At 42.9% G+C, this 25,491-nt stretch carries 25 protein-coding genes and 1 tRNA gene; 9 read left to right on the top strand and 17 right to left on the bottom strand.

The features are described from left to right. Window positions 1–77: 77 nt before the first annotated feature. Window positions 78–2,210: a carboxy terminal-processing peptidase gene (locus J0L83_01305; GenBank protein ID MBN8663183.1), complete on the bottom strand. Its 2,133-nt coding sequence runs from the start codon at window positions 2,208–2,210 to the stop codon at window positions 78–80. 177 nt (window positions 2,211–2,387) lie between these two features. Here J0L83_01305 and J0L83_01300 point away from each other — a divergent pair. The 3 genes from J0L83_01300 to J0L83_01290 all read left to right on the top strand — a co-directional run bounded on the left by J0L83_01300 (window position 2,388) and on the right by J0L83_01290 (window position 5,940). Then, window positions 2,388–2,462: transfer RNA gene (locus J0L83_01300), tRNA-His, on the top strand. A 46-nt stretch (window positions 2,463–2,508) separates the two neighbouring features. Beyond that, the gene (locus J0L83_01295) at window positions 2,509–3,111 is read left to right on the top strand and encodes a DUF445 family protein (protein ID MBN8663182.1); all 603 of its coding nucleotides are present in this window, start codon (window positions 2,509–2,511) and stop codon (window positions 3,109–3,111) included. A 144-nt stretch (window positions 3,112–3,255) separates the two neighbouring features. After that, complete coding sequence (locus tag J0L83_01290) at window positions 3,256–5,940, top strand: TonB-dependent receptor (protein ID MBN8663181.1); 2,685 nt, start codon at window positions 3,256–3,258, stop codon at window positions 5,938–5,940. A gap of 49 nt (window positions 5,941–5,989) precedes the next feature. Here J0L83_01290 and J0L83_01285 read toward each other — a convergent pair whose 3' ends face one another. Next, window positions 5,990–6,646 carry a protein-L-isoaspartate(D-aspartate) O-methyltransferase gene (locus J0L83_01285; protein ID MBN8663180.1) on the bottom strand — a complete coding sequence of 219 codons (657 nt, stop codon included), beginning with the start codon at window positions 6,644–6,646 and terminating at the stop codon, window positions 5,990–5,992. 134 nt (window positions 6,647–6,780) lie between these two features. Continuing rightward, entirely contained in the window at window positions 6,781–8,508 is a 1,728-nt protein-coding gene (locus J0L83_01280; protein MBN8663179.1) for a phospho-sugar mutase, read from the bottom strand. Window positions 8,509–8,612: 104 nt separating this feature from the next. Between J0L83_01280 and J0L83_01275 the strand changes: the two genes are divergently transcribed. Continuing rightward, window positions 8,613–9,551, top strand: a complete 939-nt coding sequence (locus J0L83_01275; protein ID MBN8663178.1) for a DUF2279 domain-containing protein — start codon at window positions 8,613–8,615, stop codon at window positions 9,549–9,551. Here J0L83_01275 and J0L83_01270 read toward each other — a convergent pair. Next, a complete protein-coding gene (locus J0L83_01270) occupies window positions 9,548–10,045 on the bottom strand; it encodes a phosphoribosyltransferase (protein MBN8663177.1) in 498 nt (165 codons plus the stop codon). The genes J0L83_01275 and J0L83_01270 overlap by 4 nt on opposite strands. 88 nt (window positions 10,046–10,133) lie before the next feature. Between J0L83_01270 and J0L83_01265 the strand changes: the two genes are divergently transcribed. Genes J0L83_01265 through J0L83_01255 form a run of 3 tightly spaced genes read left to right on the top strand, consistent with a single transcriptional unit; the run spans window position 10,134 to window position 12,454 of the window. Continuing rightward, window positions 10,134–11,441, top strand: a complete 1,308-nt coding sequence (locus J0L83_01265) for a (Fe-S)-binding protein (protein ID MBN8663176.1) — start codon at window positions 10,134–10,136, stop codon at window positions 11,439–11,441. Between the two features lie 25 nt (window positions 11,442–11,466). Continuing rightward, a complete protein-coding gene (locus tag J0L83_01260; GenBank protein ID MBN8663175.1) occupies window positions 11,467–12,246 on the top strand; it encodes a (Fe-S)-binding protein in 780 nt (259 codons plus the stop codon). A 1-nt stretch (window position 12,247) separates the two neighbouring features. Then, window positions 12,248–12,454, top strand: a complete 207-nt coding sequence (locus J0L83_01255) for a hypothetical protein (GenBank protein ID MBN8663174.1) — start codon at window positions 12,248–12,250, stop codon at window positions 12,452–12,454. On the opposite strand, the gene J0L83_01250 is transcribed toward J0L83_01255, so the two are convergent. Next, window positions 12,436–13,236, bottom strand: a complete 801-nt coding sequence (locus J0L83_01250) for a hypothetical protein (protein MBN8663173.1) — start codon at window positions 13,234–13,236, stop codon at window positions 12,436–12,438. The genes J0L83_01255 and J0L83_01250 overlap by 19 nt on opposite strands. Between J0L83_01250 and J0L83_01245 the strand changes: the two genes are divergently transcribed. Further along, on the top strand, window positions 13,235–13,747 hold the full coding sequence (locus J0L83_01245) for a hypothetical protein (protein ID MBN8663172.1): 513 nt from the start codon (window positions 13,235–13,237) through the stop codon (window positions 13,745–13,747). The two genes, J0L83_01250 and J0L83_01245, sit on opposite strands and share 2 nt — an antisense overlap. On the opposite strand, the gene J0L83_01240 is transcribed toward J0L83_01245, so the two are convergent. Then, window positions 13,748–16,198, bottom strand: coding sequence for an outer membrane beta-barrel protein (locus tag J0L83_01240; GenBank protein MBN8663171.1), 2,451 nt, complete (start codon window positions 16,196–16,198; stop codon window positions 13,748–13,750). A gap of 87 nt (window positions 16,199–16,285) precedes the next feature. Here J0L83_01240 and J0L83_01235 point away from each other — a divergent pair, with 87 nt between their 5' ends. Beyond that, window positions 16,286–16,633 (top strand): ArsC family reductase, encoded by a 348-nt coding sequence (locus J0L83_01235; GenBank protein MBN8663170.1) that lies wholly within the window; start codon window positions 16,286–16,288, stop codon window positions 16,631–16,633. Here the strand turns inward: J0L83_01235 and J0L83_01230 are convergent. From J0L83_01230 to J0L83_01180, 11 genes are all read right to left on the bottom strand, one after another. After that, a complete protein-coding gene (locus tag J0L83_01230; GenBank protein MBN8663169.1) occupies window positions 16,625–17,461 on the bottom strand; it encodes a TlpA family protein disulfide reductase in 837 nt (278 codons plus the stop codon). The two genes, J0L83_01235 and J0L83_01230, sit on opposite strands and share 9 nt — an antisense overlap. Window positions 17,462–17,700: 239 nt before the next feature. Next, a complete protein-coding gene (locus J0L83_01225; GenBank protein MBN8663168.1) occupies window positions 17,701–18,297 on the bottom strand; it encodes a bifunctional phosphoribosyl-AMP cyclohydrolase/phosphoribosyl-ATP diphosphatase HisIE in 597 nt (198 codons plus the stop codon). 9 nt (window positions 18,298–18,306) lie between these two features. After that, the gene (hisF, locus tag J0L83_01220) at window positions 18,307–19,080 is read right to left on the bottom strand and encodes an imidazole glycerol phosphate synthase subunit HisF (GenBank protein MBN8663167.1); all 774 of its coding nucleotides are present in this window, start codon (window positions 19,078–19,080) and stop codon (window positions 18,307–18,309) included. After that, window positions 19,080–19,832: a 1-(5-phosphoribosyl)-5-[(5-phosphoribosylamino)methylideneamino]imidazole-4-carboxamide isomerase gene (gene hisA, locus J0L83_01215; GenBank protein MBN8663166.1), complete on the bottom strand. Its 753-nt coding sequence runs from the start codon at window positions 19,830–19,832 to the stop codon at window positions 19,080–19,082. Before hisA ends, hisF begins: the two co-directional genes overlap by 1 nt. Window positions 19,833–19,841: 9 nt before the next feature. After that, window positions 19,842–20,432 carry an imidazole glycerol phosphate synthase subunit HisH gene (gene hisH, locus J0L83_01210; GenBank protein ID MBN8663165.1) on the bottom strand — a complete coding sequence of 197 codons (591 nt, stop codon included), beginning with the start codon at window positions 20,430–20,432 and terminating at the stop codon, window positions 19,842–19,844. 18 nt (window positions 20,433–20,450) lie between these two features. After that, entirely contained in the window at window positions 20,451–21,224 is a 774-nt protein-coding gene (locus tag J0L83_01205) for a tryptophan synthase subunit alpha (protein ID MBN8663164.1), read from the bottom strand. 9 nt (window positions 21,225–21,233) lie between these two features. Then, window positions 21,234–22,436 carry a tryptophan synthase subunit beta gene (gene trpB / locus J0L83_01200; GenBank protein MBN8663163.1) on the bottom strand — a complete coding sequence of 401 codons (1,203 nt, stop codon included), beginning with the start codon at window positions 22,434–22,436 and terminating at the stop codon, window positions 21,234–21,236. A gap of 10 nt (window positions 22,437–22,446) precedes the next feature. Next, window positions 22,447–23,139, bottom strand: a complete 693-nt coding sequence (locus J0L83_01195) for a phosphoribosylanthranilate isomerase (GenBank protein ID MBN8663162.1) — start codon at window positions 23,137–23,139, stop codon at window positions 22,447–22,449. Continuing rightward, entirely contained in the window at window positions 23,136–23,921 is a 786-nt protein-coding gene (gene trpC, locus J0L83_01190; GenBank protein MBN8663161.1) for an indole-3-glycerol phosphate synthase TrpC, read from the bottom strand. Before trpC ends, J0L83_01195 begins: the two co-directional genes overlap by 4 nt. Before the next feature lies 1 nt (window position 23,922). Continuing rightward, the gene (gene trpD, locus J0L83_01185; GenBank protein ID MBN8663160.1) at window positions 23,923–24,915 is read right to left on the bottom strand and encodes an anthranilate phosphoribosyltransferase; all 993 of its coding nucleotides are present in this window, start codon (window positions 24,913–24,915) and stop codon (window positions 23,923–23,925) included. After that, a complete protein-coding gene (locus tag J0L83_01180; protein MBN8663159.1) occupies window positions 24,912–25,490 on the bottom strand; it encodes an aminodeoxychorismate/anthranilate synthase component II in 579 nt (192 codons plus the stop codon). Before J0L83_01180 ends, trpD begins: the two co-directional genes overlap by 4 nt. Between the last annotated feature and the right edge of the window lies 1 nt (window position 25,491).

Raw genomic sequence — 25,491 nt, 5'->3', positions numbered from 1 at the left:
AAATATAACGGGTCTGGCATTTACCTGTACGAATGAAAAAGCCCACTTTCGTGGGCTTGTAGCTGTTTTATTGCAATTTACTTTGCTGCTGTAACCGCTTTATGTGCTTTTGCCAGCTCGCTCACTATCTTAGTTGACTGATCAATATACATATCACCCTTCACCCCACGTAACCAAGCCTGATAACGATCTCCCTTTGGCTTATCAGGGTTACTGAAGAACTTTACTCTATCCATAGAGCACACTTCCACTTTCATTTCCTCTTTCAGCTTCAGCAAATTATTGTTTTGAGTAACCGTTTCGCGAATGCGCTGTTGGTTTTCCTTATACTTTACCAAACTCAGTGGCACAGGCGCTTCCTGATACTTTGTTAACCAATCCAGATTGCTTTTCAGTACAGAAAAGTTTGAACCATTATCAACACTTGCTTTCACCGAGCTAACGATAGGTTCAAAATTGTTGTACCCCTTCCATGCATTGTACTGAGAAGCTGCAATCTCATCCCAGGGAAGTGCGTTAGGACGATCTTTTTCACGAAGCTTATAGTTCTCCAATACATCAGGTAATACCAGATCAGGTACTACACCTTTCAGCTGTGTAGAAGCACCGCTTACGCGATAAAACTTCTGAAAAGTGAGTTTCAATGCACCCATATCTGTTCTACCAGAAACAAAATCCAGCGGGCGACCAACAGGCACATTACGCTGTACGGTTCCCTTACCGAAAGTAGATGTACTGCCAATAACCACACCACGCTTATAATCTTGAATGGCTGCTGCAAAGATTTCACTGGCAGAAGCACTAAACTCATTCACCATCACAGCCAGTGGACCATCATACAATACTGAAGGATCGCGATCATACAATACAGTTGATTTGCCTTCTTTGTCACGCACCTGAACTACGGGACCTTGCGGAATAAACAGGCCTACCATCTGAACCACTTCGTATAATGAACCGCCACCATTGTTGCGCAAGTCAATCACAATACCATCCACTTCTTCTGCCTTCAATTTCTCCACTTCCTTTGCCACATCTTCTGAACAACGATGCCCATTGGCATCTTCAAAGTTGGCGTAAAAATCAGGTAAGTATATATAGCCAATCTTCTGATTATCCTGCTTCACAATCGCGCTACGCGCATATGCTTCATCCTGTACAATTTCTTCACGTTGGATAGTAATCGTTTTAACAGTTCCATCCTTTTTCTTAAATGTCAGCCTTACCAATGTACCCTTTCCTCCACGAATCAATTTTACTGCATCTTCTACTGCATAACCTGTTAGATCAACCATTTCACCAGTCTCCTGTCCTACTTTGATGATCAGATCATCAACGCCCAGATCACCTTGCTTCCATGCTGGTCCGCCCGGTACAATGCTGGCTATTTTAACACCGGCATCATCTTCGCGCAATTGCGCACCAATACCAAAAAAGCGACCACTCATTTGCTCATCAAATGCACGCTTTTCTACTGGAGGAAAATAATCTGTATGGGGATCAATCAGCTGCGTGATGCTATTGATATAAGTTGAGAATCGCTGCTCTTCATTGTAGGTACTCTTGATACGATCAAAAGTCTTATTCATAATTTTCAAGACCCGCTCACGAGCTTCTTTTTCCAGCTGCACATCTGATTTAAGTAAGATACTGTCGCCGGCTTTCGCTTTCTCTTTTTGATCCAACAAATCAGCATAACGCTCAAGTGTGAAATATTTCAACTTCTTGCGCCAACGGTCTTTACGTTCAGCTGCACTAGCAGGGTAATCAAGCTTATCTGCATCTTGCTGAAAACTTTCATCTGCATCAAATTTAAAAGGGGATGCCAGTATTTCTTTATAGATAGCAATGGCTTCGTTAATGCGCTTATCATAAATCGCACTTACTGCTGGTTCAAACTTGATTTCAGCACCATGAATCTCATCATCAATCTTGGTCTCAAATTTCTTCAGTGAAGCAATATCTGATTGCAGAAAGAGTGTCTTATCTCCATCCATTTCAGACAGAAACTTCTTAAACACTTCTCTGGAAAAAGCATCGTCTACTTTTTTAGGACTATAATGCTGTTGCTCGATCAGCTGACCAATAACAGCCAATAATTTTTGACGCTGTGTAAGGAATGATGGAGATACTTCTGTACTTCTAAAAGCAAAAAACAATGCTCCGGATAACAATACCACTGCAAGCACCCAGCCTCTTCTCTTTATCATAAAATGTAGAAATTGATTCATGTGTTTCCAAAAATAACCGAAAAACCAACCCACGAAGGCGTTCTTACACCAATTAACAAAGCTTTCTGCGGATCGGCTTAAAAACAGTTTTTACGGAAAACCGATTTGCCTTATTTTTGCAACCCGTTAAAAGAAACCCAGTTTCTGAAACACCCGGAGGTTGTAGCTCAGCTTGGTTAGAGCGTCAGATTGTGGCTCTGAAGGCCGGGGGTTCGAGTCCCCTCAATCTCCCATCACCCAAAACCCCGATCATTCGGGGTTTTTAATTTATAGCACTATGCACTATTCGTTGTTACTTATTCCTGTGATTTCGGCCTTTATTGGCTGGTTCACCAACTGGATTGCCATTAAAATGCTGTTTCATCCCCGCGAGCCCAAACGCTTTCTGGGTGTGACATTTCAGGGTATTTTCCCGAAACGTCAGCAGCAGTTCGCAGAAAAGCTGGGCAAATTGGTTAGTAATGAGCTGCTCTCCTTTCAGGACATAGCCGCCAAGATTACCAACGCCGACAATATGGAAAAGCTGATGCCACATGTGGAAGCCCATATTGACAATTTCCTGCGTAAAAAGCTCGCAGACGAAATGCCCATCATCAGCATGTTTATCGGCGAGAACACGATACAGCAGTTGAAAGGGGTGTTTATGCAGGAATTACGTCTGCTTTTCCCAGATCTGATGCAGCAGTATATGGGTCATCTACAACAGGACCTTGATCTGGAGAAAATAGTGGTTCAGAAAGTATCCGGCTTCTCCTCTGACAAACTGGAACAGATACTGAACAGCATTATGTCGAAAGAATTCCGTTTTGTGGAGATTATCGGTGCAGTATTGGGATTTGTGATCGGTTTGCTCCAGATTTTCATCACTTACCTGCAATAAGCTACACCAACGGCTTCATCCCGGTACAAAAGGTATAGACTTTCACCATCCCCCATAGTCTAATTACCGTTCGTGTAATTCAGTTAAACAGCACCAACCAATATGAAGCACCTTTGTTTTACAGATACGCATAATTATATAGTCATGAGAAAATTGTTATTTGTTTTTATTTTATTGTCAATTAGTTATTTAGGCTTTTCGCAATTCCCGGGTATGGGTGGTAACCGCGGTGGCATGGGCGGCCAGAATATGAATATTGGCCGATTTTACGGTAAGCTGGTGGATGCTTCTAATAAGGGTATCGAAGGCGCCAGTGTTCAGCTGATCGGAAACCGTTTTGATACGGTGACCAAAAGGATGAAAGAAGCGATTTTATCTACACAACTCACTGATAAACAAGGGGATTTCAATATTGAAAACCTGCCTTTATTCGGTAACTTCAAATTGAAAGTAAGTAGCCTGGGCTTCAAGACCCTGGAAAAATCAATCAAATTCGACATCAAAATGCCTGCCGGCGGCCCACAGGCACTGGCACAAAGTGGCGGCTTTCAGCAACTCCTTGGTCAGGCTGATAAAGACCTGGGTAATATAAAGATGGAAGAAGATGCCAGCACCCTTGCCAACGTAACGGTAACTACAACAGCCAAGCAATTCTTTGAAATGGGTGTTGACCGCAAAATCTTTAACGTAGAAAAGAATATCAACAGTACCGGTCAAACGGCAGTTGAAATTATGCGTAATATCCCTTCATTGAATGTGGATATTGATGGCAACGTTACCCTTCGTAACGCAGCTCCTCAGTTGTTCATTGATGGCAGACCTACAACCCTAACGTTAGAGCAGATTCCTGCTGATATCGTTGAGAAGGTAGAGTTGATTACCAACCCATCTGCTAAGTTTGATGCATCAGGTGGTAATGCCGGTATCTTAAACGTTGTTCTGAAGAAGAATAAAAAAGTTGGTTACAACGGTGGTCTCCGCTATGGCTTGGATAGCCGTTGGCGTTCAAACATTGGCGGTGATTTAAACCTCCGTCAGAATAAATTTAATTTTTTCTTATCTGGTAACTACAACCAGCGTAAATCAATTTCAACTGCACTGACAGACAGAGACAATTTCGGAACAAGCTCTAAAGCCATTGTTTTACAAAACAGTAATGCAACCAACTCAGGATACTTTGCTTTCTTAAGAGGTGGTATGGATTATTTCGTTGATAACAGAAACACCATTACTGTATCTGGTAGCTACGTGAATGGCGTATTCAACAACGAAGAAGTGCAGCGAATTGACTCAACCATCAACAATATTTTCACTTCATACAGCCTCAGAGATGCATATTCTGCAGCAGAATTCAGAAATGTGGGTGCCAGCTTGAGTTTCAAACATAATTTTCCTAAAGCAGGTCATGAGTGGACAGCAGACATCAATTATAACAAAAGCAATAACGAGAACAATTCTGACTTTACACAAACAACTTATTTCCCCAACTCTTTCAGCATAAAGGGAAATCCGATTCTGCAAAAAACGCTGGGCTCAGGTTCAAATAGTTTTGTCATCATTCAGACTGACTACGAGAACCCTATTACCGATAACAGCAAGTTCGAAGCAGGCGCTCGTGCACAGTTGCGTGATTTTACCAGCAATAACGTGCAGCAGTTTTACAACTATAACACCAATAGTTTTCAAACAATCCCAAGCATTAGTGCCAATTTCGCTTACAATGATGCCGTATATGCAGCTTATAGCATTTACAGTTTCAAGAAAAAGAACTGGAGCTATCAATTGGGTATGAGAGCAGAAAGCTCTTTCTATGATGGCCGCATTTTGGGTAAGGATTCCAGCTTCAGGGTAGACTTCCCGATCAGCCTCTTCCCAAGTGCATTTATTACATACAAGAAATCAGACAAAGAAGATATTCAGGTGAACTATTCACGCAGAATCAACAGACCTAATTTCTTCCAGTTAATTCCATTTATTGATTATACAGACCCTCAGAACCTGAACGTAGGTAATGCAGGCCTTAAGCCTGAATTTGTAAACTCATTGGAATTATCTTATAACAATGCGTATAAGAAAGGAGCCAACTTATTGATCAACGCTTTCTTTAAGTATAGTACCAACCTGATTACACGTTACCAGTACAAAGGAACAGATCCATTGAAGCCATTTGACAGTGTGGTGTTCAACACCTTTACCAATGCCAATAACAGCATAATCTATGGTATTGAAATCACCAACCGTATGGATGTAACGAAATGGTGGAACATGACTGCTAACCTGAACATCTTTAACTCTCAGATTAATGGTGAGAATATTGCCAACAACCTCAATAACCAATTGGTAAGCTGGTTCGCGAAGTTGAATAACAACTTTAAGTTGAAGAAAGGCTATTCTATCCAGCTGAGTGGTGATTACCAAGCCAAGACTGTATTACCTCCCGGTGGTGGTGGCGGCGGATTTGGTGGTGGCCGTGGTGGATTTGGCGGTGGTATGATGTTTGGCGGCGGTAACGTTGGTACTGCACAGGGATACAACCTCCCGCGTTATGCAGTTGACATGTCAATCAGAAAAGATTTCACATGGAAAGGTGGCAATACCGGTTCACTCACACTGAGCATGAACGATATTTTCCGCACACAGTTACAACAAAGCTTTGCTGAGTCTCCATTCTTTACCCAGACTTTCCAGCGCAGAAGAGACCCACAGGTATTACGCCTGAACTTCAGCTGGCGCTTTGGTAAGTTTGATCCAAACCTCTTCAAGCGTAAGAGCACCAAGGGCGATATGGATGGCGGTGCCGGTAGCATGATGGGCGGCATGAACGGCTAATCCAATCAGATATCTTATAAAAAAATCCCGCACCTGCGGGATTTTTTATTTATTGATTCTTTCCGGTAAGCATTGGCACAAATGAGAATTGCTCAAAGCTCTCTTCTTTTAATGTACCATCCGGTAGTTTGGTTAAACGCAACATACGCTGCGCTTCTCCTTCGTCAACGGGTATTACCATCAGCGCGCCAACTTTCATTTGTTCTACCAGTTTGGGTGGAATGAATGGTGCAGCAGCTGTGATGATGACTTTATCAAAAGGCGCATAGGTTGGCAACCCTTCAAAGCCATCTCCATAAAAAAATTTGACGTTAGGATATTTATTACGCAGGTGAAAGCCCTTGAGTTTTTCGTATAATTTTTTTTGTCGCTCAATGGTATGCACCCACGCACCCATCTCGGCCAGTACAGCAGCCTGATAAAAACTTCCTGTTCCGATCTCTAATACCTTATCGCCTTTTTTGATTTGCAATAATTGTGACTGATACGCAACTGTATAAGGTTGAGATATGGTTTGCCCCTCTCCGATTGGAAATGCTCTGTCTTCGTATGCAATTTTATCAAATGCAGAATCCAGAAAATAATGCCTTGGTATATTGCCGATTGCTGCAAGTACAGATTCATCTGTAATGCCCTTTTCGCGCAGCAGTTCTACCAACTTCTTACGCAAACCTTTATGCTGATATGTGTCTTCAAATTTCCTCATGCCGAACAAATGTAATATTCCTGCACTAGAACGCTCCTGAACATTGTCGCTTGTGAACAAGAATTCAGGCAATTGGGTAACTATGCACAAAAAATGCCGCACAAGGCGGCATTTCATTATCAGTAATTACTACACTATTTCAACTGCATATCTTTAACGATACCGCTGATCTTGTTTTCCAGCTCAGCTAGCTTCGTATCAAAATCTGCGCGATTGGCCAAATCAGTCTTTACACTGAAATAGAACTTGATCTTGGGTTCAGTACCGCTTGGTCTTGCAGAAATCTTACTGCCATCGGCAGTAATGAACTGCAGTACATTACTCTTTGGTAGATCAATAGACCAAGATTCGCCAGTAACCAAATTCTTACCCTGCTGCAATTGATAATCGAGCAATTGTACTACTTGCGCACCATTGATGGTTGCTGGCGGGTTGGTACGATAGCCTTCCATCATCGCTGCAATCTCTTTTTGTCCGTTCATGCCCTTCTTGGTAATGCTGATCAGGTTCTCATAGTAGAAACCATATTGGGTATAGAGATCAATCATCTTATCAAAGAGCGTTCTGCCCTGATTCTTCTCATAAGCAGCCATTTCGCAAAGCAGGGCAACTGCACTGATGGCATCCTTATCGCGTGTCTTATCGCCAATCATCAAACCAAAACTTTCTTCGCCACCAACGATATAGTTTTCTTTGCCTTCTTTCGCTTTTACGAGTTCAGCAATCCATTTAAACCCGGTCAAAACATTGTAACAAGCCACGTTATTGGCTTTGGCCACATCATTAATCATTTCAGTTGTAACAATCGTGCTAACCACCATATCATTAGGCTGTGCAATACCTTTTGCACGACGCGCTTCCATCATGTATGCAAAAGCTAATACTGCTGTTTGGTTACCATTCATAAGTACCCACTCGCCCTTATGGTTTTTCACACCTATGCCTACACGGTCGCTATCTGGATCTGTACCCAACAAAATATCTGCATCCAACGCTTTGGCTTTTTGCAAGCCGATATGCATGGCTTCACTTTCTTCAGGGTTAGGATACACAACTGTTGGGAAATTACCATCGGGTGTAGCCTGCTCATCAACGATAGTTACATTGGTGAAACCAAAAGCTTTTAATACATCAGGTACCAAAGTAATACCTGTACCGTGAATGGGGGTGTATACAATTTTCAAGTCGTGTTGCTTGGCAATCACATCCGGGTATACACTCAGACTTTTCACCATATCAATGTATGCGGCATCCATTTCCTTACCCATCAGCTGGATACGACTTTCGCCGCCAGACCATTTCACTTCATCTACTGAAGTAATGGCTTCTACTTCCTTGATCACGTTCTTATCATGCGGAGGCACCAACTGTCCGCCATCATTCCAATAAGCTTTATAGCCATTGTACTCTTTAGGGTTGTGCGATGCAGTACAAACCACACCAGCCTGACAACCTAAATGCCGAATTGCAAAACTGAGTTCGGGTGTTGGGCGCAAAGCTTCGAATAGATATACTTCACAGCCATTGGCTGCAAACACATTCGCTGTAGTCTCGGCGAAGAAGCGGCTGTTGTTGCGACTGTCGTGCCCAATGGCCACTTTTACAGGAGCATCACCGTATGTCTTCTTCAAATAGTTGGCGAAACCTTGTGTAGCCATACCAACAGTATACTTATTCATACGATTGGTACCCACACCCATGACGCCACGGAGACCACCGGTTCCGAATTCAAGGTTTCTATAAAAGGCATCAGCCAGTTCGTCGGGATTTTCTTTTTCTAATTGTGCTATTGTGGCTTTGGTTTCAGCGTCGTAGTTGCCGTTCAGCCAGACTTGTACGCGACCTAAGATGGCAGCATCCATAGTTATTGATTTTAGGATTGGTTATTGTGTATCGCAAGTTAACCTTTTTAGATATCCGTACATCAGGAAAATCAGCTATGCATCCTGCATCGTATGTTTGCAGTATGCGCTTTCAGAAGCTCGTGTTTTTTTCAGTCTTTTTATTCCTGAGGATATCCGCTTTATCCCAGTACGACTCCAGTCTTCTGCCTTCTAAGTCCATCAACAAAAAGCGCGTGCAACTGGTTACTGCCGGCAATATCATTGGCTACGGGGGAACCATGGTACTATTATACAACGCATGGTACAAGAACTATCCCCAAGGCAAGTTTCATACATTCAATGATAATAAAGAATGGCTACAGGTTGATAAAGTGGGACATATGTACAGCGCCTATATAGAAAGTAAAGTAAGTATGGAAATGTGGCGCTGGGCGGGTTTACCAAGAAAACAACGCATCTGGATTGGCGGCATGAGCGGCGCCATCTATCAAACAGCTATTGAAATACTGGATGGCTTTTCAACGGAATGGGGCTGGAGCTGGGGCGATTTTGCTGCGAATATTGCAGGGAGTGGTTTGCTTGTTGCGCAGGAACTCGCATGGGACCAACAAAAAATTCAGCTAAAGTTCTCCTTTCACCGAAATAATTATGGCGATCCTATTCTGAACGCACGTGCGGATGATTTGTATGGCAAAGGCCTGGCAAACAGAATGCTGAAAGATTATAATGCGCAAACTTATTGGTTAAGTGCAAACCTGAAATCCTTTCTACCAAAATCAAACCTGCCGCCCTGGCTCAATATCGCTGTAGGCTATGGTGCAGAGGGTATGTTTGGTGCATCAACCAATCAATGGGTAGATAAAAACGGAATTCCTTACAACAGAAATGACATTGTTAGATACAGACAATGGTATCTATCACCTGATATTGATTTCACCCGTATTAAAACCAAAAAGAAATGGGTAAAAGCTGGTCTTTTCGTACTTAATGCTTTTAAAATGCCCGCACCTGCTTTGCAACTATCTCGTAATGGCCTAAAAATGCACTGGCTGTATTTTTAAAGCAGATACGCTGATATTACTTCCCCATCTGCCACATCAACCTGAATATGATCTTCCTGTGTTGTGGCAATAGAAAGCCCAACAAAGTCTGCGTTAACCGGGAACTGCTTGTGCATGCGCTCTACCAAAACAAGGGTATGGATTGTTCTGGGATGATATTGTAACAAAGGTTTGAGGGCATACAAAAGGGTTCTTCCACTATTGGTTACATCATCTACCAACAGAATATGCCGGCCGGTTAGATCAATAGATTCACTCAATTCTACTTCTCTGGGTAATTGTTTATCAAGACTAACGGTCATCACCTGAACGGGATTGGTTAGGTATTGCCGCACCAACTGAGCGATCTTTTCTGCGATCACCATTCCGGTACCCTTGACCCCAATAATTACCAAGGGGGCGGCTTCTCCACTCAACTGTTCTGCCACTTCCAATGCCATGCGCTGCAGCTTATGGGCTGCAGTAACCTGATCCAAAATATACTTCCTGTTCATGCTTTATCCAGATTGGATGTACAAGGTAATCACAAAGCAAGAATCGACAAAGCAAATCCGCTATCTTAGCGACCTCAAGCATAACGATATGCAAATCATTCAGCAAGTGCTGTTCGTACTCTTAGCCGGGGCTGCTTCCTGGCTGTTTTACAAGAAAGCCAGTGAAATCAGGCGGAATATTCTGCTGGGCAAAGCGGAAGATTTAAACGATCAACCCGCAGTACGCTGGCGCAATGTGGTATTGTTGGCGTTGGGACAAAAAAAGATGTTCCAGAATCCGCTTGTAGCCATTCTGCATTTTGTGATCTATGCTGGCTTTGTCATCATTAATATAGAGGTGCTGGAAATTGTACTAGATGGTATTCTTGGTAATCATCGCTTGTTTGCTGAGCCCTTGGGCAGTTTCTATACTTTCCTAATCAACGCTTTTGAGTGGCTGGCTGTAGGCGTGATTCTTGTCTGCGTCATTTTTCTGAGCAGAAGAAATATCATCAAACTCAAACGCTTTATTAGTAAGGACCTGAACGGATGGCCACGTAGTGATGCTAACTATATTTTGATCACTGAGATTATTTTGATGAGTTTATTCATCACGATGAATGCAGCCGATCGTGCTTTGCAATTAAACGGCAATGCACATTACCATGATACCGGCAATTTCTTCTTTTCTGGTTTACTAGCTCCTTCGCTTCAATCGCTTGGCGACAGCACATTGATTGCTATCGAAAGAGCTTGCTGGTGGTTGCACATTGTGGGCATATTTGCTTTCTTGAATTACCTGCCTTATTCTAAGCACCTGCATATCTTATTGGCATTTCCCAATGCCTATTATGCCAGACTGGATGCACCGGGCAAGATGCGCAACATGCCTTCTGTACAGAACGAAGTATTGTATGCAATGCAGCCTGAGTTAGCGCCAGCCGATGCAGCACCTCCTGCCCGCTTTGGTGCGAAAGATGTAATGGACCTTAGTTGGAAAAATTTACTGGATGCGTATAGCTGTACTGAGTGTGGCCGTTGCACAGCTGCTTGTCCCGCCAACAGCACTGGCAAATTATTAAGCCCTAGAAAAATCATGATGGCTACCCGTGATCGTTTGGAAGAAGTGGGTAAGCATATCAACCAACATGGCAGCTTTCAAGATGATGGCAAATCATTGCTGCATGATTATATCAGCGTAGAAGAACTGCGTGCTTGCACTACTTGTAATGCCTGTGTACAGGAATGCCCGGTAAGTATTTCTCCTTTAGACATCATTACCGAACTGCGCAGATCCCTAATCATGGAAGAAAGCAATGCACCGCACGAATGGAACGGCATGTTCAGTAATACAGAAAACAATTTCGCTCCTTGGAAGTTTTCTCCTGATGAGCGTGATCAATGGGCAAACGCATAATCATTACCTACTCAATTTTGAAGATATGAAAGTGAATACCATGGCCGAGCTGATGATGAACGGTGAAACACCGGAAATACTTTTCTGGGTAGGATGCGCCGGCAGTTTTGATCAGCGTGCACAAAAAATCACCAAGGCCTTTGCCACTATTTTAGACAAAACCGGTATTAAGTGGGCAATACTTGGCAAAGAAGAAGCTTGTACCGGTGATCCTGCGCGCAGAGCTGGCAATGAGTTTCTCTTTCAAATGATGGCCTATCAAAACATTCAGGTATTGAACGGCTATGGCATCAAGAAAATAGTCACTACCTGTCCGCACTGCTTCAATACATTGAAAAATGAATATCCTGAACTCGGTGGCCATTATGAAGTGATTCACCATACCACTTTGTTACAGCAGCTGATTGATGAAGGTAAGATTCGTATGAAGGAAGGTGGTAGCTTTAAAGGCAAACGCATTACCTATCATGACTCTTGCTATCTCGGTCGTGCCAATGATATTTACGAAGCACCCAGAAAAGTACTGGAAGCACTGGATGCTGAGCTCGTGGAAATGAAGCGCTGCAGAACCAAAGGCCTTTGTTGTGGTGCTGGTGGTGCACAAATGTTCAAAGAAGATGAACCCGGCGATAAGCGCATCAACCTGGAAAGAACGGAAGAAGCTTTACAGACCGGTGCTGGTTTTATAGCTTCAGCTTGTCCTTTCTGCAATACCATGATGACAGACGGTGTGAAGCTGAATGAAAAAGAAGAAGCAGTTCAGGTATTAGATATCGCTGAAATGATCGCCATGAATATGGAATAATATGCAACGCATTCACTGGAAAAAATTCTTCGGCTTTGCCGGCATTGCCTTTCCCGCTTTGCTGATAGGTGATGTACTAATTGATCTGGTGAAACAACAGTTAGACTGGTCTTTAATCATCAGCATAAAAAATATTACCCTCAAACTGGCTGCAGCATGTCTTGGCGCTTTAATTTTTGCTTATCGCCATCAAGATGATGCAAGCTGATTACCAGGCCAGCTTTTCACCAAAGCTCTTGCCTGCACTATAGCACCTTCAGGTACCGGTATGCGCACTTCATCGAAGGTCTCTCCCCTTCTTGTATTCCAATGAAAAGTGAACTCCAACACGGCAGGTTGAACAGCTTCATTTAATATTAGTTTACCACGCCAACGTTGCTGATTCTGGATTGCATGATAACGCCCATTCACAAAAACGCCATCGGCAGTAATCTTCACACGATAGCTTTTTTCCTGATCTGGCTGCCTTATCCCCCTAAGCGTGAGCCAAACTTTTAACAGATAATAGACCGTTGCGATGATTGTACTGATCACTAACGCAACGACCCAGTTAGCACCCCGGGATAAAATGATCATGAGCATTCCGAGAACCGCTAACACAAACGCCTCAATTAAGGTATTGGTCTTACGTTCTTTTTGCTCCCAACGAGCAAATGCTTGCCAATCTGCAGCTGTATATTCCCAAACTATTGGCAGACCCTCCCGGTGCTGTTGATTTTGCAAACTGCCTGCCTGATTTACCGCTACGGCTGCCTGCGCAGCTTCCTGCAAAACCTGCTTTGCCAATTGCCATTGCCGGTATCCAGCCCATAGAAAGAAGCAGAAAATCAACAGAAATACCAAACCCAGCATAGCAGCTTGACTTGGAAAACTCAGTAGACCCCCAATTGCTATGGGTGAAATCAGTAAAGCCAATCCCCAGTAAATGATGGCAACGAGTTTACTCCCTTTGGATACTACCTGCTGATCCATTTTGTACATTTGCTTCATGAATGTACCCAATTATCAGCACTTGGTTCCGGAGGATTTCAACCCCAACTCACGCGTTTGGATTTATCAATCATCACGTCCATTCGGTATCAGTGAAGCACTCAAGATTGAAGGGATGCTGGAAGATTTTATCCAGAACTGGAAAAGCCATGGTCATGCTGTTAAAGGATATGGCAATCTTTTCTTAGGCCAATTTGTGGTACTCATGGCAGATGAAACTGCTGCAACAGTGGGTGGCTGCAGTACAGATAGTTCTGTGCATTTGATTAAAGCCATTGAACAGGAATTTGGTGTGAACATGTTCGATCGCCAGACGCTGGCTTTTTATATCAAAGACAAAGTGCAGTTATTGCCAATGAGCCAGTTGAACTATGGCGTCAGCAATGGGTTTATCACACCAGACACGTTATACTTCAACAATTTAGTGAGCACCAAAGCTGCTTTTCTGAATACCTGGATTACACCAGTAAAGAATAGTTGGTTGAACAGCAAACTGCCTAGTATTGCTTAATCACTTTTTGATTTTATCCAGAATCGCTTTCTTCTGCTTGTCATTCAAGCTGCTTTTTTGTACCATGCGGTTTAACTGATAGGCAATAGAGAGCCTGATATTTCTGGTATTAGTAGAGCTGAAGCTTTCAATATTGAAATTTGCACCGTATGTATAAGTGAGGAAACGCTGTGGTGTGAACGGATCAATCAGGTTCAGACTTACAATCAATCTGCGATCCATAAACTTATGTTGCACACCTAAGTTGGTAGAAAGATTGCTTCGGCTTCTACCCTGTGGATCAGCGAAACTGCTGAAGCGGGCATTGCCTTCAAATGTGAGCAAACTACTGGGTGTATAATTATAATTCAAGGTTGTATAGAAAGTACCACCATCTCTGTAGCGATAGAGTTTTTTCTCAGCCTCATCATATTGATTGAATGTATAGCCTACACTCATATTCATCCTGAATTGCTTGCTGAATGTATAACCACCCCAGGCACTGGCTTCATACTCCTGCCTGTCTGCAATATTCAACCAAGTGATGGTAGTAACGCCGCCACCAATCAGGTTACGTATGGTATTGAACACATTCTTAATGCGGTTATAACCCAATGAAGTATTGATATAATACTTACCCTTGATCAAACTAAAATTCCAATCGATATTATCTGCTAATGAAGGTTGCAGATAAGGATTGCCAAAGCGAATATTGTATGGATCACTGTAATCAATATTGGGATTGAGTTCGCCAATACCCGGGCGACGAATCGTAGCACGATACACCAGCGCCGTATTCATGCTTTTACTAAACTCTTTTCGAATAGTCGCATTAGGCAGCACATTCCAGTATTTATTGGCAGTATTGGTGGCGTTACCTTTCAGGATATCAAAATACATATCCGTTAATTCAGCTTGTGCACCAAAATTGATACGCCATTCCTTGGGCAGCTTGAAATTCAATCCAGCTCTAACGGTAAACACTTGCTGATGAAACCAGAAATCATTACTCAACGCATCATTCGGCACCATTGCACCATCCACCTTCCGGAGAAAATTGGTGTTTAAAGTATTGTGGAAATTACTCCTCGTATAAGTGAGTCCCGTTGAAAAACTATTGCCTTGCTTTTGAAACGGACGATCATAGTTAACGCGGGCCGACCAACTATTACTGATATTATTGAAGAACTGGGACTGGGTGGAATCTATTCCGGTTGGGAGGAGATTTCCATTTAAAAATTCCTGAAAAAAGTCCCGATCATTCTCATTTTTCCCTGCATTGGCTAATGCCATAATGCGCAACACTTCTCCTGCCTTTTTCCCGCGTAAGGTATAAGTCAAATTTAAGCCATGACCATAACCCAAACCATTACTGCTGTTTTCCCGATTACTCACTTTCCAAGTTTCACCAAAGCGGTTAATATTGGTAAACTGTGTGCGGCTATTGTTATCAAAAAAATTCAGGTTACCGTTATAGGTGAAACTCAGGTTTTGCCGCTTACTGATTTCATACTCCAATTGCGTCCGCCAGTTGGGACGGATATTCTGATTGTTGAAACTGCCATCGGTGTGAAAACGATTGGTAGAATCCTTGTAAATATTTTCTCTTCTTGAATAGCTACTACCCATGAACCGACTGGCACCAACATTCACCGTATTCGTAAAAGATATCTTTTGATTGCGATAGCTGAGATTTACGCCTAGATTTGCTTCGCCGCGTGTGCCGGCTGTTAAGTTCACTCTACCAATCCAACCAATCTTACCTTTCTTGGTAACAATATTTATAACACCTCCAGTTTCTGTTGCATACTGTGGTGGCGGATTGGTCATAATCTCCACTTTCTCGATACTACTACCCGGCATGCTTTCTAGTAAATCTTGCAATTGCTGAGCTGTTAATTCAGTAGGCTTATCATCAATCAGAATCTTTGGTTCTTTTCCCTTCAATAAGATTTTACCATTAGGGTCATTATTGATCAATGGCATATTCTTCAAAATCTCTGCTGTGGATGCACTGCTGTTCAAAGCACTCTCACCAACATTGTAAGTAATCTTTCCATCCTTGTTCTCAATTAGTGGTTTTTCGGAATAGACTACTACATCCATCAATTGGTTAGAGGCTGTATTGAGCTTGATATCGCCAAGGTTAAAATCATAGCGCTCTGCACGCAAGTAAATACTATCCATCTCCAAAGTAGCGAAACCCAAAGCCTGTATGCGGAGTTTATAATAACCCATTTCCAACTTCAGAAATTCGAAACTGCCATTCTTATCAGAAACCTGTTGATACTTTTTGAGGCTATCAGTACGATTGATGAGTGCCAGGGTGGCAAAAGCCACCGGTTTGCTGTTTTGGCCATCTACCAAAACACCTGTTACAATACCCAATGCTTTACGCTGCTCGGCATTATCCGACTGCGCTGTTGATTGAATAAGGGTCAATACAAGTAGAAATGCTAAACAGTATCTCATCACTGGTTATAAAATTAACCCGCAATAACGGCTCTGCTTATTTTTTTTGACGAATGGACGGCTATTTTTGCCGCCAAATAATCCCGCATGGTCATTTTATACGGTATACCTAATTGCGATACGGTGAAAAAAGCCAGAACATGGCTGGATCAGCATAAGATCAGTTATCAATTTCACGATTTCAAGCAATCTGGGATTGAAGGCAAAAGCATTCAGCGCTGGATTGATGCGATGGGTATAGAGATTGTACTCAATAAGAAAAGTACTACCTGGCGAGGATTGGATGCAACGCAACAAGCTTCAGCAAGCAATACAAAGAAGGCCATACAACTGATGCAGGAGCATACCAGCCTAATTAAGCGACCAGTATTGGAGAAAGATGGTCAGGTATTGGCAGTAGGATTTGACGAAGCCAAATACAGTAGCTTATTTTAAAAGCTGCTGCAGCGTTTTCATCAAATCTGGTCCACGAAGGTTTTTGGCAATAATGATGCCCTTTGGATCTACCAGAAAGTTCTGCGGAATACTCTCTACCTTATATTGCTTGGCAACTGCATTGTTCCAATATTGCAGGTCGCTTACATGTGTCCAAGTGAGGTTATCATCTTTGATAGCTTTTAACCAACGATCACGGCTTTGATCCAGTGACACACCCAATACAGTAAAGTTCTTATCCTTGAACTGCTGATATGTAGCTACTACATTTGGGTTTTCATCTCGACAAGGTCTGCACCAGCTAGCCCAAAAATCGACCAGTACATATTTGCCACGAAGCGAACTAAGCGAAACAGGATTATTGGCCGTATCATTCTGCGTAAAATCCAAAGCCGGCAAACCGATAGCACCAATCTTGGCATCAGCAATCGTTTCTTCTAATATCTGCGCGAAGAAACCGGTTTTTGCGGCAGGCTTTAATTCATTGTATGCTGTTTCTAATTCTAGTGGTGAGTCAAATAATTTGTTGATAGCATATAATACAAATGGGCTCACTGGTGAAGCGGGTTTCTCTTTCACAAAATTTGTAGCTGTGATCAATACTTTACCAATAGCTTTTTCATACTCGCCAATGAGTAACTGTCGCTTACCCATATCTTGCTCTTTTTGCAATCTGGCAGAAAGCTTGCCCAGTGTATCTTTCAGCGGAGTGAATCTTTGCTTATACAAAGTATAATCATCATTTGCTGTAGAACCCTTAACAGTAGCAGCATTCCACTTGGTGGCGTCGGCAGCAATCGTCACCTGATCGCCAGGCGCCAAAAACATATCTAATACTTTTTTCTGCTGCTTCAGCTCCAGCTGAACCAATGTAGGCGAGCTGAGGTTGAAATTAGCATTGAATACACCCTTCACCAATTTAGCACTAGACAGTTCCTTTCCCTCTGCATCAGACAATAAAACTGCCGCACCTTCTGGAATGTTTTTCAGGGTTGCTTTCAATTGGTTTTGCTGAGCCATCAGACTGAATGGCAAGAGTGCTGCAACAACAAGGATAATTCTCATGGTTATTTTGAATGACGATTTCTTAGTACTTCGATTACTTCCTGCAAAGTATGCCCTTTCGCGTTAAGCAAAAGCAAATAATGGAACAATAAATCGGCGGCCTCGCCTAAGAAAAGCTCTGTATTATCGTCTTTGGCTTCTATCACCAATTCAACTGCTTCTTCCCCAACTTTTTGTGCCACTTTATTGATACCCTTGGCAGAAAGCCTGGCCACATAAGATTCATCAGGTGATGCTTTTCTACGCAGGTTAATAATATCCTGGAGGTAAAACAGAAAATCTTCTGAATGATTTCTTTCATTCCAACAAGTGTCCGCTCCAGTATGACAAACCGGACCAAGGGGATGTGCTTTTATCAACAGGGTATCTTTATCGCAATCCACTGCCATTGATTTCAATTGCAGAAAATTGCCACTCTCTTCACCTTTTGTCCATAAACGTTGCTTACTTCTGCTATAAAAAGTGACTTTACCAGTGCGTTGCGTTACATCAAGCGCTTCCTGATTCATAAAGCCCAGCATCAAAACTTTCTGTGTCTGAATATCCTGCACAATAGCTGGTACCAGTCCGTCTGCATACTTCGAGAAATCAACATGCATAATCATTGTTTATAATCGTACAGAAATACCTTCCTGTCTCAAATACTGTTTCAATTCCGGAATACCGATTTCCTTGAAATGAAAAATACTGGCTGCCAATGCCGCATCTGCTTTTCCTGTGGTGAATACATCGGTAAAATGTTCCATGGCACCACCACCCCCGCTGGCAATTACCGGCACTGGCAACAACTCACTCAAAGTTCGGGTGATTTCTAATGCAAAACCCTGTTTGGTACCATCATGATTCATGGAAGTGAGTAATATTTCCCCTGCACCCAAGTCCACAGCCTGCTTGGCCCAATCAACACAAAGCGTATCGGTCTTGGTTCTGCCGCCATTCAGGTATACATACCATTGTCCATCGTCTTCGAGTCTAGTATCAATCGCCAAAACCACACACTGGCTGCCAAACGCACTAGCCAATTCATGAATCAAGTTGGGTCGCTTAAAAGCTGCTGTATTCACGGAAATTTTATCTGCACCGTTTTGTAATAGCACCTGCACATCTTCCACACTGCTGATACCACCCCCGACTGTAAAGGGGATATTGATGTGGTGGGCAATCTTATTCACCAGCTCACTCAATGTCTTTCTTTTCTCAACAGTGGCTGTAATATCTAAAAAGACCAATTCATCTGCACCCTGTTGGGCGTACAATGCACCCAGCTCTACAGGATCACCGGCATCGCGTAGATTCACGAAATTGGTACCCTTTACAGTTCTGCCATCTTTGATATCCAAGCACGGAATAATTCTCTTCGTCAAACCAGATACTGCTTGCATCAATTGAATTGTTGTAAGTCTTTTAATAAAATACGTTGCTCATAAATCGCCTTGCCAATAATCACCCCAGCACAACCTGCTTCTTGCAAAACAAATACATCATCCAGTACAGCTACGCCGCCACTGGCAATCAAGTGCAGTTCAGGAAACTTCTCTTTTAAAGAACGATACAAATCAGTAGCCGGACCCTCTAATTTCCCATCCTTACTCACATCTGTACAGAAGATTTGTTGTACGCCTTTCTGTAGATAGTCCTGAATAAAATCATAAATCCATATATCGGTGGTTTCCAACCAGCCCGATACAGCAATCTTCTCTTGCTTTACATCGGCACCAAGTAAGAACTTATCAGCACCAAATTGCTGTAGCCAAGCGGCGAAGGTTTCAGGCGACTTCACTGCCAAACTACCGATTGTTGCCAATGCAGCACCAGAATCAAATACAATGCGTACATCTTGCTCTTGCTTGATACCGCCGCCGAAATCAATCACCAAATTGGTTTTACCCGCAAGCTTCTCCAATACTTTCCAGTTCTGCACAGCACCTGCTTTAGCGCCATCCAAATCAACCAGGTGTAAGCGCTGCAGGCCCGCATCCTGAAATTGCAATGCCACTTCCAGAGGGTCTTCATTGTAGATTTTCTTTTGCGCATAATCACCTTCAGTCAAACGCACACATTTTCCCTCTATAATATCAATAGCTGGAATGATGGTGAAAGACTGTCGCTGCATATTATCCTGACTGCTTGCCATGTATTTCTTTTATAACTCAATAAAATTTTTCAACAAACGCTCGCCTACTTCTGCACTCTTCTCTGGATGAAATTGCACACCATAAAAATTATCCTTGTGCAATGCTGCACTATATGCTTGCACATAATCGGCTGTAGCAATAGTATGCTCACCCAATGCCGCATAATAGCCATGAACAAAATAGTAATACGCACCTTCCGCTATTCCATTGAATAATGGCGAACGCAATGCGCGAACTCCATTCCAGCCAATCTGCGGCACTTTCAAACCTGTATCACCCGGCTGAAACTTGCGCACGGTTTCTTCAAAAATACCCAGACATGCTGTATCATTTTCTTCACTGTGCGCACACATTAATTGCATGCCCAGACATATACCCAGCACCGGCTGCTGCAAAGAACGAATCAATGCATCCATACCTCTAGCCTTCAAATATTGCATGGCAGAACTAGCTTCACCCACCCCCGGAAAAATCACTTTATCTGCTGCACGAATTGTAGTTGCATCATCTGTTACTGTTGCTTCAACGCCAATGCGCGATAATGCATACAGCACCGACCGAATATTTCCTGCGTTGTATTGTATAATCACCACTTTCATCACAATCAGTTTAATTACTTACTGTAAAACTTTTTGCAAAAATCTTTCTACAGCAGAAGGGATATTATCTGACGCTTCATGCAAAGCCCGAATAAATGCTGTACCAATGATGGCGCCATTCGACTGCGCACAAGCAGCATCAAAACTAGCTTTGTCCTTGATACCAAAACCTACCAACACCGGGTTACGCAATCCATAGCCCTGCAGTCTTTTCAAATAAGCACCTACATCATTCATCTGCTGATTGCTTCCTGTTGTAGAAGAAGAAGATACAGCATACAAGAACCCACTGCTAAGTGTATCCAACTTGCGTACACGCGCTTCACTTGTTTCAGGCGTAACCAGAAATATAAAGTCCAACCCATATTGCTTAATAACAGCACCATACTGCGTTTCAAATTCATGCTCGGGCAAGTCGGGTAAAATCAATCCATCTACACCCACAGCAGCAGCATCCTTACAAAAACGTTCAAAACCATATTGCAATACGGGGTTCATGTAACCCATTAAGATCACCGGAATCTTCACCGACTGGCGCATCGTTGCCAATTGCTCAAACAAAACTTGAATGGTCATACCATTGGCAATAGCTACACTACTGCTTTGCTGAATTACTTCGCCATCTGCCAGTGGATCACTATAAGGCATCCCCAGTTCAATGATATCTGCACCATTTTGTTCTAGTAGCTGCATCACTTCCAAAGTGCTGTTCAACTGAGGAAAGCCTGCAGTACAGTAAACATTTAGAACCCGATTATTTTTTCTCTCAAATAGTTGTGCTAACCTGCTCATGTTTCTTGTTTAAGCCTGATCCAAATTCAATTCACGCATATATGTAGCCAGATCCTTATCACCTCTGCCACTCAAACAAATGATTACCTGATCATGCTCAGTTAAGTTCATTTGATCTAAAGCAGCAAAAGCATGTGCAGTTTCTAATGCAGGAATAATGCCTTCTGTCTTACTCAGGTGCAAAGCGGCTTTCAACGCATCCTCGTCTGTTACACTTAAAAACACACCTCTTCCACTCGTAAATAAGTTGGCATGCAAGGGACCAATACCAGGATAATCCAAACCTGCGGAAATACTGTGCGGTTCTACTACTTGTCCGTCCGCAGTCTGCATCAACAAACTCTTACTACCATGTAAAATACCCGGCGTGCCTAATGCAGTGGTTGCAGCACTCATACCACTGTTCACACCATGTCCTGCTGCTTCTACGGCCACCAATTGCACAGTAGGCTCATCCAGAAAATGATAGAAAGCACCAGCTGCATTGCTGCCACCACCCACACAAGCAATCACATGTGAAGGCAAAGCATTGCCTGTTTTCTCTTTCAACTGATCCTTCATCTCTGCACTAATCACACTTTGAAAACGTGCCACCATATCCGGATAAGGATGCGGACCAACCACACTGCCAATGATATAATGCGTATTCTCCGGATGATTGATCCAATCGCGGATGGCTTCATTCGTCGCATCTTTCAAAGTCTTGCTACCGCTTCTAGCCGGAACTACTTTTGCTCCCAGCATACGCATACGTGCCACATTCGGTGCTTGTCGCTCAATATCTTTCTCTCCCATATACACAATGCACTCCAACCCTTTTAAAGCACAGACTGTAGCTGTTGCTACACCATGCTGCCCGGCGCCTGTTTCTGCAATGATGCGCTTTTTGCCCAAGCGTTGCGCCAATAAAATTTGCCCGATCGTATTATTGATCTTATGCGCACCGGTATGACAAAGATCTTCACGCTTTAGCCAAATATTGGTCTTGTATTGCGCACTCAGTCTTGCTGCATAAAACAATGGTGTTGGTCTGCCCACATAATCGCGCAACAAATCATGAAACTCCTGTTGAAAAGCAGGCTCTTCCATAATCTCCAAATAGCGCGTGCGCAACTCTTCCACATTGCGGTGTAACATCTCAGGAATATACGCACCACCAAATTGACCATAATAGCCATGCACATCGGGATGGGTGTATGTTGTGTTTGTCATCTGCATCACTTTAATCTCCTTTGGTTGTGTCACTCACTGCACCGTTCAGCTCGCTAATGAACTGTGCTATGAGCGACATATTTTTAATGCCCGGCATTACTTCAAACCGGCTATTGATATCTACTGCAAATAAATCCTTTGCTACAGGGTCTTGCATAAACCGTTGAATACTGGCACCATCAGTTGGTTCTATCCCACCACTCAGGAAAAAAGGTTTACCAATATTCAATCCTTTTAAGCGCTCCCAATTAAACTTTCTGCCCGTACCACCATAAATATCCTTGATTGAAGGATCAACACTACTACTCTTCACACCTGTATCAAACAAAAACATATCCGTATCATAGAAATCACGAATACGCCACTGCACATCATCATTATCTCCGAAACGAAAAGCCTTAATCACCTGAATATTGCTCGACAATTTATCGCACTGAAAAGGTGTTTCATCTCCATGCAATTGTACCATATCCAATCCGTACTCATAGACTGTCTGCATCACTTCTTCATAACCAGCATTCACGAATACGCCTACTTTAAACACTTTGAGTTTTTCTTTACGTACATCTGCAGCTTTCAAACCATGTTTGTGCACATAGCGTGGTGATTTTGGATAAAAAATCATGCCCGCAAACTGCACGCCAAGTTCTCCCAGCTCGTGCAATTGCTCAACAGCCGTCATACCGCAGACTTTTATCCTCATCGTGCAAATCTTAATGCTTCCACAAATTCCAGAAAAGCTTTTCCCGGCTCACTGGTTTTCATAAAATTCTCTCCAACCAAAAAGCCTTTGAACCCGGCTTTTTCCAATAACAAGATATTCTCCACACTACTGATACCACTTTCAGCAACAGCAGGTTTATCCTTCGGTAATTCCTGTATCAGGTTTAAAGATGTTTCCAAAGACACTTCAAATGTTTTCAGGTTACGGTTATTCACCCCAACCATATCCACATCAGCGCAGATATGTTTCAGCTCAGTAGCATCATGTATTTCCAACAACACTTCTAACCCAATAGCTTTTGCATAAGCAGCCATTGTAGCCACTTCATCAATTGAAAGACAAGCTGCAATCAACAAGATCACATCTGCACCCATGGCTTTGGCCTCATCAAGCTGATAAGTATCAATCATGAAATCCTTGCGTAGAATGGGCACTTCCTGCACACGTGCACGCATCAGATCAACAGCAGAGCCACCAAAGAAATCCGCATCTGTCAGTACAGAAATACCTGCAGCAGCTTGTGCATAAGCACTCGTTACTTCTACCACATCCGCAGATGCGTTGATTACACCTTTGGAGGGCGACTGTCTTTTATATTCTGCGATAATACCGCTTGTTTTACCGGACATCAAACGCTCTTTCAGGGAAATACAGCTACGTTGAAAAGCAGGCATGGCTTTCAACTGCGCAGCACTTGTCACCTGCTTTCTCACAGCTACTTCTTCTTTCTTGCGTGCAACTATCTTCTCAAGAATATTCATCTTACTGTAAGCCAATTAATGTGTCCAATACTTTTTTTGCTTTACCACTATCCAAACTTTCTACGGCAGCTGCATAAGCCGTATCATAGTCGGCATACACACCAGTGCTAAACAATGCCATGGCTGCATTGGCTAAAACCACCGCATTTTGCGCAAAGCTACCCTGCCCACTAATAATCTTTTTGAAAATTGTAGCAGCTTCTTCCACTGTTTTACCACCGTGCAGGTCTTCCGGCATCACCATGCGTTTGCCCAATTGCTCAGGTGTCATGATGCGTTCGCCATTATTGGTAATCACTTTGGTATCTGTGGTGAGCGAAATTTCATCATATCCATCCAGACTATGGATTATCGTGAAAGCCTTACCTGTTTGCTGCAGCAAATAGTTATACACTCTGGCCATTTCCAGGCTAAACACACCCACCAACTGTGTAGCTGGTGCGGCGGGATTCACCATGGGTCCGAGCATATTGAAGAATGTACGCATGCCCAGATTCTTACGAATAGGGCCTACAACTTTCAAAGCAGGATGAAACAAAGGCGCATGCAGGAAACAAATATTGGCTGCATCCAATTCACGATTCAATGCATCCACATTATTCTTAAAAGTATAGCCCAACTGCTCCATCACGTTTGACGCACCACTTACACTGGAAGCACCATAGTTACCATGCTTGGCTACTTTTTGTCCCGCACCTGCTACAATAAAACAAGCGAGTGTAGAAATATTGAAGGTGTCTTTCCCGTCACCACCCGTACCAACAATATCGATGGTTTGCGCACCACGCAGATCCACAGGTATTGCCAGCTCTAACAATGCATCCTGAAAGCCTTGCAATTCTTCAATCGTGATACTGCGCATGAGATAAACCGTCATGAAGGCAGTGATTGCATGTTCATTATACAATCCCTTACCAATACCCAGCAATGCTTCATAAGCCTGATTTCTGCTCAGGGTTTTGTGTTCAAATAAATATTGTAAAATCGCTTTCATCTTACTTGCTTTAACCAGTTCTGAATAATCGTAGCACCTTGTGGTGTTAATACACTTTCCGGGTGAAACTGCACACCCTGTACATCATATTGCTTATGTCGTAAACCCATGATATAGTTTTGATCGTCCACGGCAGTGATTTCCAGTGACTCAGGAAAATTCTGCTGATCCACTACCCAGCTATGGTATCTGCCAATCTCAATCATATCATCCAAGCCTTCGTACAAATCCTTTGCTTGTCGATTAATCAATTTTGCAGATGTGGCTACACCATGAAATACCGTACGTAGGTTGGTGAGTTTACCTCCAAATGCTTGTCCGATTGCCTGATGACCCAAACAAACACCCAGTATGGATTTTGTTGCAGCATATCTTTCAATCAGCGGCAATAACAAACCCGCCTCTTCCGGAATGCCGGGACCGGGTGATAAGATAATCTTATCGTATGCCGCCACCTCCTCTAATGTAATGGCATCATTTCGGTACACATCAACCGGCGATTGCAAAATATGCTCCACCATGTGTACCAGGTTATAGGTAAATGAATCGTAATTATCGAAAACGAGTACACGCATA

The sequence above is a fragment of the Chitinophagales bacterium genome, from assembly GCA_017303835.1.
Lineage (GTDB): Bacteria > Bacteroidota > Bacteroidia > Chitinophagales > Chitinophagaceae > JAFLBI01.
The sequence above is the reverse complement of the archived record's forward strand: the minus strand, read 5'-3'. Positions and strand labels throughout refer to the sequence as shown.